We start from the raw sequence: 12,172 nt of genomic DNA on the forward strand, positions 1-12,172 counted from the left end.
GGGCGTCGTGTTTCACGTGAAACACGACGCCCAGCGGCCTATAAACAGAGCCCTACTTGGGGAGCCCGCGCCACCCCTCCGGGTCCACCCCACCCGGCACGGGTGCCCCCGCGTCGTACGGCTCCCGGGTGAAGAAGAACGACCCCAGGTCGAGATGGCTCACCGACCCGTCAGGCCGCCGCACCGCCCGCAGCTGCTCCCCGGCGAAATAGCCGTCGAGCCCGGTCCAGGCGCCGTCGCCGTTCGGCGCGAATCGCGAGCCGCGGCCCCCGCTCGCGAGGGGCGACAGATCGAGTGCTCCCCCGGCCTGCGGACGCAGCACGAAGGTACTCGTCCCCCAGTACCAGGGTCCCGCCAGCTCCAGCAGCCCCTCGTCCAGCTCGGGCAGGGGGCGCCACGCCTCGGGGATACGCGGCTCGGCCTCCGTCACGATCTTCAGCAGGTCGAAAGCCAAGGCCGTCACGGCAGGACCGGAGGTGCAGTTGGTCAGCGTGACCGCCACCAGGCCGTCCTCCGCGCTCGCCCACAGCCCGGCCATGAAGCCCGGCAGGGAGCCCCCGTGGCCGACATAGGTGCACCCGTCCCCACGGATCAGCTGCGTCCCCAGGCCGTACGTCACGTCCCAGTTCCCCGGAGGCAGAGGTGACGTCGGCGCCCGCATCTCCCGTACCGAATCGGCGGACAGGACCCGGTCGTCGCCCTCCAGAAGGAAGGCGGCGAGGCGCCCCAGATCCGCCGTGGTGGACCACAGCTGCCCGGCCGGAGCCATGAGGCCCAGGTCCTCGGCCGGTTCGGGCATCATCACGTCCGCCCATGGATGGACGGCCCAGCCACCGGCGTGCGGGGCCTGCGGTTGCGCGCTCGTACGGTCCAGGCCCAGCGGCTCCAGAACCTCGCGGCGCAGGACGGCTTCCCAGGAGTCGCCCCGCAGCGCCTCGACCAGCGAACCGAGCAGCGTGTAGCCGGGGTTGGAGTAGTGGAACCGACGTCCGGTGGGGTGCTTGAAGGGCTGCTCGCCAAGGACGTCCCCGAGCGCGGGGCGCTGCGACGCGGGCGTACGCTCCCACCATTCACCGGGGGTCTCGGCCGCCAACCCGCTGGTGTGCGCGAGGAGTTCCGCGATGGTGACATCCCCCGCGGCCGTTCCCGGAAGGTGCTTCTCCAGGGCGTCGGAGAGGTCGAGGGCACCCTCGTCGCGCAGCCGCATCACCAGTACGGCGGTGAAGGTCTTGGTGATCGAGCCGATGCGGTACTGGACGTTCTCATCCGGTGCGTGCCCCTCGACACAGGTGCGCCCCGCGGTCCACACCAACTCGCCGTCCCTGAGAACCGAGGCGACGAGCGAAGGCGCCCTCCCCTCCGCCTGAGCGGTGGCGACGCGGTGCAGCAGGGCTCGGCGGGTGGTGGGCAGCAACTCTTCATGCGGTGATGTCATGGCCCCAGTCCACCTTCACAGAGGCCGTGCGTCGAGCGAATTCGGCGCGACCGCGCTACGCGGGACGCGTACCCGTGGCCTTGAAGAACGTGTAGTGGAAGGTCCCGCCGTCGTCCGCGGTCCTGCGCAGATCGGCGATCCCGCGGTCCCAGTCGGCCTCGGTGATGAGGGACGAGGCCAGCGCGTCACCCCTGACGGATTCGATCATGGCGATGAACGTGCTGCGGGTGAAGCCTTCGACCAGCTCGGGCCGAGTCCGGTCCGCGTAGACGGTGCGAGGCCGCACCCGGACGCCGTCGAAGCCGGCCTGTGTGAGGAGCGGTTGCAGCTGCCGCCCGAGCAGAGCGTTTCCCCCGCCGTCGGCCTGGAGCTGAACCAGGCAGTCGATCGCCGCACGGGCGTAGGCGCTGTCGGGATGGAAGAGCGCCGACCCGTGGTCCCCTTCGATCACGGTGATGGTCCCGCCGGGCCGTAGTAGCCGCCGCAGTCCCGCGAGCGCCCGCTGGGCCGCTGCCAGATGCTCCAGGACGAAGCAGACGAAGATGTGGTCGAACTCGGCGTCTGGAAACGGGAGAGCGAAGAGGTCGGCACGGCGCCATCGCACGTGCGCGACGGGCGCGTGTGCCGTCACGCGGGCGATGGCCTTCGCCAGTGAGTCCGCCGACCGGTCGACGGCCATGAAGTGGGCCCCGGGGCTGGAGTCGATCAGATGGACGGTCTGGGCTCCGACCCCGCATCCGACCTCAAGGACCCGGCTCCCCGCCGGGTACGCCGTGCCGTCGTGCAGCAGCGCGGCCAGGGTGTCCGCCTGGTCCCCCAGCCGTCGGGCCTCCTGGTGCGAGTATCCATGGACGTAGTCAACTCCCGGTCGGGCGGCGGGATCCGATGTCGTTGTGGTGGTGTCGGCGGCTGCGGTTGCTGCTGTCTGCATGACTTCACCCTGCTGTCACTATGGCCCGGTGAACAGGTCCAATGACAGCGCCGCTGACCGGTCCATACCGCACGGGGCGGAGGTCCCCAGCCCGCACGGGGCGGGGTTCCCTGCCCAAGAGCCCGCAACATACGAGTCGGCGGTCGGCGCGGACTTCCTCCAGCTGAACATCGACGAGGCCCCGACGGGTGGCCGCGCGGACTGGCTGGCCCGGCACCTGCGCCTCGCGATAGCGGACGGACGCCTGCCGGTCGGCAGCAGCCTCCCGGCCACCCGCGTCCTTGCGGGTGAACTCCGCGTCTCCCGCGGCCTGATCACCGAGGCCTACCAGCGCCTGAGCGAGGACGGACACGTCGCCGGGCGCGGCCGGAACGGCACCGTGGTGGTCGCCGCACCGGCGAAAACCAGGCCCCACGCGCCCGTGGGCCCGCTCGTGCCGACCACGGCCGCCCCATTCGCCACCCCGCCGGGCACGGACATCTTCGACGCGCTGCGAGCCACCCCGGCCCGGATCGATCTCTCGCCTGGGACACCCGACCTCGCCGCGTTCCCCCGCGCCGCCTGGCTTCGCGCCGAACGCACCGTACTCAAGGACCTTTCGGCGTCCGCCTTCGGTTACGGAGACCCTCGCGGGGCCGAGGCGCTGCGCATAGCCGTCGCCGACTGGCTGGCCCGCAACCGGGGCATCCGCGCCGACCCGGGTGATGTCCTCATCGCCGCCGGCACCGCCCAGACCCTCACCCTGCTCGGCCAGGTGCTGCACGGCGACGGTCTCCGCGCGGTGGCCGTGGAGGACCCCGGGTCGCTCGGTGCCCGCCAGCATCTGCGCAACGGCGGCCTCGCCACCCCGCCGGTGCCGGTCGACGCCGAGGGCATTCGCGTCGACGAACTGCGGGCCACGGACGCTTCTGCGGTGCTGCTGACTCCGGCACACCAGTTCCCGACGGGCGTAGTGCTCGGGGGTGAGCGGCGGCGTGACCTGATGCGCTGGGCCACCGAGCGCGACGGCCTGATCATCGAGGACGACTACGACGCCGAGCACCGCTACGACCGCGCTCCGGTGCCCGCCCTGCGCTCCCTGCTCGCCGAGCACGTCTGCTACGCCGGGAGCGTGTCCAAGCTGCTGGCTCCGGCACTGCGCATCGGATGGGTCCTCGCGCCGCCGCGGTACCGGGACGCGCTGGTCGGCGCGAAGCGTTTCGCCGACCTCGGCAACGCCGTACTGCCCCAGCTCGTCCTTGCGCACCTGATGGAATCGGGCGCCCTGGAACGCCAGTTGCGCCTCCTGCGCGGCCGCCACCGCCACCGCAGGGACGCGATGATCGCCGCGGTGAGAACGCATCTGCCGCAGGCCGTCGTGCACGGCGCCGCGGCGGGCCTGCACCTGACGATCACCTTTGACGCCGGCTTCCGCGACACCGACCTCGCGGCGGCTGCCCTGACCCGCGGTGTGAAGGTCCAGCCCCTGTCCTGGCACAGCCAACGGCCGCACCGCCCCGGCCTGGTGCTCGGCTACGCCGCTCCCACCGCCACTGACATCGCCGAAGGCATGGCAACCCTCGGCGAGACCTTGCGGCACCTGGCGTGACGTACCGCCGGAAACGCCGCCTGCTAGGTCTGCGCCATGTCCACGAAGCGCGAGTAGTGCCCCTGGAAGGCGACCGTGATCGTCGCCGTCGGGCCGTTACGGTGCTTGCCCACGATGATGTCCGCCTCGCCCGCGCGCGGTGACTCCTTCTCGTACGCGTCCTCGCGGTGCAGCAGGATCACCATGTCCGCGTCCTGCTCGATCGAGCCGGATTCACGCAGGTCGGAGACCTGGGGCTTCTTGTCCGTGCGCTGCTCGGGACCACGGTTCAGCTGCGAGAGCGCGATGACCGGGACCTCGAGCTCCTTGGCCAGGAGCTTCAGGTTTCGCGACATGTCCGAGACCTCTTGCTGGCGGCTCTCGGCGCGCTTGGAACCACCGGACTGCATCAGCTGCAGATAGTCGATGATCACCATCTTGATGTCGCTGCGCTGCTTGAGACGGCGGCACTTGGCGCGGATCTCCATCATCGACAGGTTCGGGGAGTCGTCGATGTAGAGCGGCGCCGCCGAGACCTCGGGCATCCGGCGCGCGAGCCGCGTCCAGTCCTCGTCCGTCATCGTGCCGGAGCGCATGTGGTGCAGCGCCACCCGTGCCTCCGCGGACAGCAGACGCATCGCGATCTCGTTGCGCCCCATTTCCAGGGAGAAGATGACGCTGGGCAGGTTGTGCTTGATGGACGCGGCGCGCGCGAAGTCGAGCGCCAGCGTGGACTTACCCATGGCGGGGCGGGCCGCGATGACGATCATCTGGCCCGGGTGCAGGCCGTTCGTCAGCGAGTCGAAGTCGGTGAAGCCCGTCGGCACACCGGTCATCTCCCCGCTGCGCGAACCGATCGCCTCGATCTCGTCGAGCGCGCCCTCCATGATGTCGCCGAGCGGCAGATAGTCCTCGCTGGTGCGCTGCTCGGTGACGGCGTAGATCTCGGCCTGGGCGCTGTTGACGATCTCGTCCACGTCGCCGTCGGCCGCGTATCCCATCTGTGTGATGCGTGTTCCCGCCTCGACGAGGCGACGCAGGACCGCCCGCTCGTGGACGATCTCCGCGTAGTACTCGGCGTTGGCCGCCGTCGGCACCGTCTGCACCAGCGTGTGCAGATACGATGCTCCGCCGACCTTGGTGATCTCGCCGCGCTTGGTGAGCTCGGCCGCCGCGGTGATCGGGTCGGCCGGCTCCCCCTTGGCGTACAGGTCGAGGATCGCCGTGTAGATCGTCTCGTGCGCGGGCCGGTAGAAGTCGTGGCCCTTGAGCACTTCGACGACATCGGCGATGGCGTCCTTGGACAGCAACATGCCGCCGAGAACCGACTGCTCGGCATCGAGGTCCTGCGGCGGTACGCGCTCGAAGGCGGTGCCACCGCCGTCCCAGCCACCGCCTTCTCGGCCGCGCTCGTGCTGCTCGTCGCGGCCTCTGCCTCCATCGCGGCGCTGTCGGGAGGCGGGCAGACGGTCACTGGGACCGCTGTCGGCCCAGGGGTCGTCCAAGGGCTCGGAAATACTCACCGGGCCACCTCCCTCACGTCCGCCGCGCGGACCTCGCCGTGCCCCTCTTTCTTACGGCACGACACTGACAAATAAGCGGCCCAACTCCGGTTCTGGCGCGTCGGATTTACGGGCTTTCCGAGGCAGGATCACGAGGGGGGCGCCGCCCCACGGTAGGCCCGTGGCCACCGTCAGCCAATCTGGTTATCCACAGGCGGTGTGGATGACGGGCGCGTTGCTGTGGAGAACCCCGCCAAACCTGTGCACGGCCCGGTGGACAGGCCTGTGAACAAGCACTCAACCTTCTCGACAAACACACTCTGACCTGCGAGTTTCGCATCCACCGGCTGTGCAGAAGAAAAACTTCCCCAGTCAGCCCAAGTTCCTGCCGAACAGCGCCCCGAAGAGTGTCCGACTTGAGACCAGGTAAGGGTCTTAGAGGCATTGCATCGCTTACCTGTGGAAGATTAGATTGGTGTCCATGACACAGGCTCCCGCGGCGACCAAGGCCGCTCGGCGACAGCATGACCGAGAGATCATCGCCCTCGCCGTTCCCGCCTTCGGCGCACTCGTCGCCGAGCCTCTCTTCGTGATGGCCGACAGCGCCATCGTGGGCCACCTCGGCACCGCACAACTGGCCGGACTCGGCGTCGCCTCGGCGCTCCTCACCACCGCCGTGAGTATCTTCGTCTTCCTCGCCTACGCGACCACGGCCGCCGTGGCCCGCCGGGTGGGCGCCGGAGATCTCCAGGCCGCCATCCGTCAGGGCATGGACGGCATCTGGCTGGCCCTCCTGCTCGGCGCCGCCGTCATCGCCGTCGTCCTTCCCACCGCACCCGCGCTCGTGGAGCTCTTCGGCGCATCGGACACCGCGGCCCCGTACGCGATCACATACCTCCGCCTCTCCTCGCTCGGCATCCCCGCCATGCTCGTCGTGCTCGCCTCCACCGGTGTCCTGCGCGGACTGCAGGACACCAAGACCCCGCTGTACGTGGCGATCGGCGGCTTCGTCGCCAACGGCGTCCTCAACGTGGCCCTCGTCTACGGCGCCGGCCTCGGCATCGCAGGCTCCGCCTGGGGCACCGTCATCGCCCAGTGGGCGATGGCCGCCGTGTACCTCTTCGTCGTCGTCCGCGGAGCCAGACGCCACGGCGCCTCCCTGCGTCCCGACGCCGCCGGCATCAGAGCCTGCGCCCAAGCCGGCGCACCGCTCCTCGTCCGTACGCTCTCGCTGCGGGCGATCCTGATGATCGCGACCGCGGTGGCGGCCCGTCTCGGCGACGCGGATGTGGCCGCCCACCAGATCATCCTGTCCCTGTGGAGCCTGCTGGCCTTCGCGCTCGACGCCATCGCCATCGCCGGCCAGGCGATCATCGGCCGCTACTTGGGTGCGAACGATTCCCAGGGCGCACGCGATGTCTGTCGCCGCATGGTGCAGTGGGGCATCGCATCGGGAGTCGTGCTCGGCGTGCTGGTCGTCCTCGCCCGGCCACTGTTCGTCCCGCTTTTCTCCAGCGACTCCGTGGTCCAGGACGCAGCCCTGCCCGCCCTTGTGGTGGTGGCCATCTCCCAGCCGGTCTGCGGCATCGTCTACGTCCTCGACGGCGTACTGATGGGTGCGGGAGACGGCCCGTATCTGGCCTGGGCGATGCTTGCCACGCTGGCGGTCTTCGCTCCGGTGGCCCTTCTCGTGCCGACCCTCGGCGGTGGGCTGACCGCTGTGTGGGCAGCGATGACCCTGATGATGGCGGTCCGCATGGTGACCCTCTGGCTGCGCACACGCTCCGGCCACTGGATCGTCACCGGCGCCACCCGCTGAGCCTGACCGGCTGATTCCCCCGCCTCTGTTTCACGTGAAACCGCGTCCGTGAAACAACGTCCGTGAAACACGTTGGGCCGCACCCTGAGGGTGCGGCCCAACGTGTGCTTCAGCCCTGCCAAGCGCAGTGCTTAGGCGGAGACGACCTCGATGTTGACCTGAGCGGCAACCTCGGGGTGCAGACGCACGGACGTCGCGTGGGCGCCCAGCGTCTTGATCGGCGAGCCCAGCTCGACGCGGCGCTTGTCGATCTTCGGACCACCGGCGGCCTCGATCGCCGAAGCGACGTCAGCCGGGGTGACGGAACCGAAGAGACGACCGGCGTCGCCGGAGCGGACGGCCAGACGGACCTTGACGCCCTCGAGCTTGGCCTTGACCTCGTTGGCCTGCTCGATGGTCGCGATCTCGTGGATCTTGCGAGCACGACGGATCTGCTCGACGTCCTTTTCGCCACCCTTGGTCCAGCGGATCGCAAAGTTCCGCGGGATCAGGTAGTTGCGGGCGTAGCCGTCCTTGACGTCTACGACCTCGCCGGCGGCACCGAGGCCGGAGACCTCGTGGGTGAGGATGATCTTCATTAGTCGGTCACCCTTCCCTTATCGCGCGGTGGACGTGTAGGGCAGCAGCGCCATCTCACGGCTGTTCTTCACGGCCGTGGCGACGTCACGCTGGTGCTGCGTGCAGTTGCCGGTCACGCGGCGGGCACGGATCTTGCCGCGGTCGGAAATGAACTTCCGCAGCATGTTCGTGTCCTTGTAGTCCACGTACGTGACCTTGTCCTTGCAGAATGCGCAGACCTTCTTCTTAGGCTTGCGCACAGGCGGCTTCGCCATGGTGTTTCTCCTGTGTGATCAAGAAGTGTGGGATCGGCCCACCCTTGGCCCTGAGGCCTAGAAGGGGGGCTCGTCCGAGTAGCCGCCGCCAGAGCCGCCGGAGCCGCCGGAGCTTCCGCCCCAGCCACCGCCGCCGCCCTGCTGACCGCCGCCGGCCGGCGCACCGGTCGCCCAGGGGTCGTCGGCGGGAGCACCGCCGCCGCCCTGCTGCTGACCGCCACCGGAGCCGCCGCCCCAGTTGCCGCCGCCCTGCTGGCCGCCGCCGCCACCGCCGCCGAATCCGCCGCCCTGGCCGCCTCGGCCGGTGGTCTTGGTGACCTTGGCCGTGGCGTTCTTCAAGCTGGCGCCGACTTCCTCGACGTCCAGCTCGTAGACCGTGCGCTTGATGCCCTCACGGTCTTCGTAGGACCGCTGCTTCAGCCGGCCCTGCACGACGACGCGCATGCCTCGCTGAAGCGACTCCGCGACGTTCTCCGCCGCCTGACGCCAGACCGAGCAGGTGAGGAAGAGGCTCTCGCCGTCCTTCCACTCATTGGTCTGACGGTCGAAGGTGCGGGGAGTGGACGCGACACGGAACTTCGCGACCGCCGCACCGGACGGGGTGAAGCGCAGCTCGGGGTCGTCGACAAGATTGCCGACAACCGTGATGACGGTCTCGCCTGCCATGGGGGAACCTCTCGGCGGGTTTGCTGCTGGCTGCTTTTGCTGCTGCTACTCGGATCCCGAGTGCCGCTGAGCGGGGAAGCTCAGTGGGTCTCGGGACGGAGGACCTTGGTCCGGAGGACCGACTCGTTCAGGTTCATCTGGCGGTCGAGCTCCTTGACGACCGCAGGCTCGGCCTGCAGGTCGATGACCGAGTAGATGCCCTCGGGCTTCTTCTTGATCTCGTACGAGAGACGACGACGGCCCCAGGTGTCGACCTTTTCGACCTTTCCGTTGCCCTCACGGACGACGGAGAGGAAGTTCTCGATCAACGGGGAGACAGCGCGCTCCTCGAGATCGGGGTCGAGGATGACCATCACTTCGTAGTGACGCATGTGGAACCCACCTCCTTTGGACTCAGCGGCCACGGTCGTTCCGTGGCAGGAGGGTCGTGATGCGTACGCAACGGTATCGGCAGCCACTGACAATCGGGCTCCCCGATCAGTAGACCGATCGGGAGTCCCTGCCATGGCCTGGGCAGACACCGGTGCAGACGGTACAGAGTACCCGCACCTGGGCTTCCGGTTGAAATCCGGCCGGGGAAGGGCAGAATCTGTACACATCGGGTGTGTATGGCGCTACAGTGCGCCGCCTTCCGCAGGAGGTGCCTTATGGCACAGACATTGCGACCGAACACCGCCGGCTCTCTCTTCGCCACGGACGGCAAGGCCCATCCCATGCAGGACACGCTGCTCGGCGTGACCCTGATCCTGGGTGCGATCGCCTTCGTCACGGCGATGTTCCACAACCTCCACCTGCTCAGTTCCTGGGCCGGCCTGGTGGGGATCGCCACGGGTGCGTGGGGACAGTTCATCTCCGAGACGACCCGCGAGCGCTTCGGCCTGATCCTCGGCCTCGGAGCATCAGCGGTCGGATTCTTCCTGGGTATGGCCCACGGCGGACTCTTCGGCGGGCTTTGGTAGCCATCCCTCGACGCCCCCGCCGCGCATAGGGCGGGGGTCAAGGTTCCGTACGCCCAGACGGGGCGCTCTCGGGGCACAGTAGGCTTCGGCGCGAGAGCCGGAGCCCCTGTACCCATGGGGACACACCAGCCCGAGGAGCGCCCCGAATGAGTCTGACCCTGAGGACCATCAGTCGCGAGCAGCATCTGGCGTATATCCAGAGCCTGCCGTCGGCAAGTCATTGCCAGGTCCCGGCATGGGCGGATGTGAAGAGTGAATGGCGTTCGGAGAACCTGGGCTGGTTCGACGACCGGACCGGCGAACTCGTCGGCGCGGGCCTGGTGCTCTACCGGCAGCTGCCCAAGGTCAAGCGCTACCTCGCCTACCTCCCCGAGGGTCCGGTCATCAACTGGTACGCGCCGAACCTGGACGACTGGCTGCAGCCGATGCTCGCGCATCTGAAGCGGCAGGGCGCCTTCTCCGTGAAGATGGGCCCGCCGGTCGTCATCCGGCGCTGGGACGCTCCCGCGATCAAGTCCGGCATCCAGAACCCGGACGTGAAGCGGCTGCGGGACGTCGAGGCCACGCACATCGAGCCGCGTGCCTTCGAAGTCTCCGACCGCCTGCGGAAGATGGGCTGGCAGCAGGGCGAGGACGGCGGCGCCGGCTTCGGTGACGTGCAGCCGCGTTATGTGTTCCAAGTGCCGCTGGCCAACCGCTCCTTGGACGAGGTTCTCAAGGGCTTCAACCAGCTGTGGCGACGCAATATCAAGAAGGCCGAGAAGGCCGGCGTCGAGGTCGTCCAGGGCGGCTACGAGGACCTCGCCGAATGGCAGCGTCTGTACGAGATCACCGCGGTCCGCGACAAGTTCCGTCCGCGGCCGCTCGGTTACTTCCAGCAGATGTGGCGGACCCTCAACTCCGAGGACCCCAACCGCATGCGGCTGTACTTCGCGCGGCACAACGGCGTGAACCTGTCCGCGGCGACGATGCTCGTCGTCGGCGGGCACGTCTGGTACTCCTACGGCGCCTCCGACAACATCGGCCGCGAGGTCAGGCCCTCGAACGCGATGCAGTGGCGGATGCTCCGGGACGCCTACGCGCTCGGCGCCACCGTCTATGACTTGCGGGGCATCTCCGACTCTCTGGACGAGACGGACCATCTCTTCGGACTGATTCAGTTCAAGGTGGGCACGGGTGGAGAGGCTGTCGAGTACATCGGCGAGTGGGACTTCCCGCTGAACAAGCTGCTCCACAAGGCGCTCGACATCTACATGTCGCGACGCTGACCGCACCGCCCCGGCACAATTCGCACTGCCCCAAATAGTCTTCATACCTCTGATACACCGCAGCCACGAGAAAGGTTCCGGGATCCGGCCATGGCGCTCACGCTCTATGTCGACACCGCGCGCTGGCGGGGACACCACAAGCACGTGCTGGAGCAGTTCCCGGGAATCGTCCCGGTCTGCAAGGGCAACGGCTACGGCTTCGGTCATGAGCGCCTCGCGGAAGAAGCGACCCGCTTCGGCTCCGACGTCCTCGCCGTCGGCACCACGTACGAAGCCGCCCGGATCAAGGACTGGTTCAGCGGTGATCTGCTGGTCCTGACCCCGTTCCGGCGGGGCGAGGAGCCCGTGCCGCTGCCCGACCGCGTCATCCGCTCCGTGTCGTCCCTGGACGGCGTACACGGCCTCGTGGGCGCCCGCGTCGTCATCGAGGTCATGTCCTCGATGAAGCGGCACGGCGTGAGCGAGCAGGAGCTCTCACAGCTGCACGCGGCCATCGAGGACGTACGACTCGAGGGCTTCGCGATCCACCTGCCGCTGGACCGCACCGACGGCTCGGACGCCGTCGAGGAGGTCATCGGCTGGATGGACCGGCTGCGTGCCGCCCGTCTTCCGCTGCACACGATGTTCGTCAGCCACCTCAAGGCCAACGAACTCGCCCGCCTGCAGCAGCAGTTCCCGCAGACACGCTTCCGCGCGCGCATCGGTACGCATCTGTGGCTGGGTGACCACGACGCCACCGAGTACCGCGGCGCCGTCCTGGACGTCACGCAGGTGACCAAGGGCGACCGCTTCGGCTACCGCCAGCAGAAGGTGGCGTCCGACGGCTGGCTTGTCGTCGTCGCGGGCGGCACGTCGCACGGCGTCGGCCTGGAGGCCCCGAAGGCGCTGCACGGCATGGTGCCGCGTGCGAAGGGCGTGGCCCGCGCGGGCCTCGCGACCGTCAACCGCAACCTCTCGCCGTTCGTCTGGGGCGGCAAGCAGCGCTGGTTCGCGGAGCCCCCGCATATGCAGGTCTCCATCCTTTTCGTTCCCTCGGACGCTCCCGAGCCGAAGGTGGGCGAGGAGCTGGTGGCCCATCTGCGGCACACCACCACGCAGTTCGACCGCATCGTCGATCGCTGAGCACAGCGGGACCGACCACAGACTGAAGGGCCGGGAGCGACAGTTGTCGCTCCCGGCCCTTCAGTCGTTC

The 12,172-nt window shown here is 68.7% G+C and carries 12 protein-coding genes; 5 read left to right on the forward strand and 7 right to left on the reverse strand.

Features of this window, described 5'->3' with window-relative positions:
• Positions 1-52 precede the first annotated feature (52 nt).
• Both ACZ5WE_RS11730 and ACZ5WE_RS11735 read right to left on the reverse strand, forming a co-directional pair.
• On the reverse strand, positions 53-1,435 hold the full coding sequence (locus ACZ5WE_RS11730; protein ID WP_467685529.1) for a serine hydrolase domain-containing protein: 1,383 nt from the start codon (positions 1,433-1,435) through the stop codon (positions 53-55).
• A gap of 55 nt (positions 1,436-1,490) precedes the next feature.
• On the reverse strand, positions 1,491-2,366 hold the full coding sequence (locus tag ACZ5WE_RS11735; RefSeq protein ID WP_467685531.1) for a methyltransferase domain-containing protein: 876 nt from the start codon (positions 2,364-2,366) through the stop codon (positions 1,491-1,493).
• Positions 2,367-2,394: 28 nt separating this feature from the next.
• Between ACZ5WE_RS11735 and pdxR the strand changes: the two genes are divergently transcribed.
• A complete protein-coding gene (pdxR, locus tag ACZ5WE_RS11740; RefSeq protein ID WP_467685533.1) occupies positions 2,395-3,954 on the forward strand; it encodes a MocR-like pyridoxine biosynthesis transcription factor PdxR in 1,560 nt (519 codons plus the stop codon).
• Between the two features lie 23 nt (positions 3,955-3,977).
• On the opposite strand, the gene dnaB is transcribed toward pdxR, so the two are convergent.
• A complete protein-coding gene (gene dnaB / locus ACZ5WE_RS11745) occupies positions 3,978-5,456 on the reverse strand; it encodes a replicative DNA helicase (RefSeq protein WP_409058649.1) in 1,479 nt (492 codons plus the stop codon).
• Positions 5,457-5,916: 460 nt separating this feature from the next.
• Here dnaB and ACZ5WE_RS11750 point away from each other — a divergent pair, with 460 nt between their 5' ends.
• On the forward strand, positions 5,917-7,254 hold the full coding sequence (locus ACZ5WE_RS11750) for an MATE family efflux transporter (RefSeq protein WP_467685535.1): 1,338 nt from the start codon (positions 5,917-5,919) through the stop codon (positions 7,252-7,254).
• Between the two features lie 131 nt (positions 7,255-7,385).
• On the opposite strand, the gene rplI is transcribed toward ACZ5WE_RS11750, so the two are convergent.
• The 4 genes from rplI to rpsF form a co-directional block, all read right to left on the reverse strand.
• The gene (gene rplI / locus ACZ5WE_RS11755) at positions 7,386-7,832 is read right to left on the reverse strand and encodes a 50S ribosomal protein L9 (RefSeq protein ID WP_190082966.1); all 447 of its coding nucleotides are present in this window, start codon (positions 7,830-7,832) and stop codon (positions 7,386-7,388) included.
• An 18-nt stretch (positions 7,833-7,850) separates the two neighbouring features.
• The gene (gene rpsR, locus ACZ5WE_RS11760; RefSeq protein ID WP_003949403.1) at positions 7,851-8,087 is read right to left on the reverse strand and encodes a 30S ribosomal protein S18; all 237 of its coding nucleotides are present in this window, start codon (positions 8,085-8,087) and stop codon (positions 7,851-7,853) included.
• 57 nt (positions 8,088-8,144) lie between these two features.
• Positions 8,145-8,753, reverse strand: coding sequence for a single-stranded DNA-binding protein (locus tag ACZ5WE_RS11765; protein ID WP_467685537.1), 609 nt, complete (start codon positions 8,751-8,753; stop codon positions 8,145-8,147).
• A gap of 80 nt (positions 8,754-8,833) precedes the next feature.
• Positions 8,834-9,124, reverse strand: coding sequence for a 30S ribosomal protein S6 (rpsF, locus tag ACZ5WE_RS11770; RefSeq protein ID WP_006604399.1), 291 nt, complete (start codon positions 9,122-9,124; stop codon positions 8,834-8,836).
• Positions 9,125-9,400: 276 nt separating this feature from the next.
• Between rpsF and ACZ5WE_RS11775 the strand changes: the two genes are divergently transcribed.
• The 3 genes from ACZ5WE_RS11775 (at position 9,401) to ACZ5WE_RS11785 (ending at position 12,102) form a co-directional block, all read left to right on the forward strand.
• Entirely contained in the window at positions 9,401-9,712 is a 312-nt protein-coding gene (locus tag ACZ5WE_RS11775; protein WP_399395643.1) for a hypothetical protein, read from the forward strand.
• A 146-nt stretch (positions 9,713-9,858) separates the two neighbouring features.
• Entirely contained in the window at positions 9,859-10,980 is a 1,122-nt protein-coding gene (locus ACZ5WE_RS11780; protein ID WP_467685539.1) for a lipid II:glycine glycyltransferase FemX, read from the forward strand.
• Positions 10,981-11,070: 90 nt separating this feature from the next.
• On the forward strand, positions 11,071-12,102 hold the full coding sequence (locus ACZ5WE_RS11785) for an alanine racemase (protein WP_467685541.1): 1,032 nt from the start codon (positions 11,071-11,073) through the stop codon (positions 12,100-12,102).
• The last annotated feature ends 70 nt before the right edge of the window (positions 12,103-12,172 follow it).

It is taken from the genome of Streptomyces sp. NPDC033180, assembly GCF_055577645.1.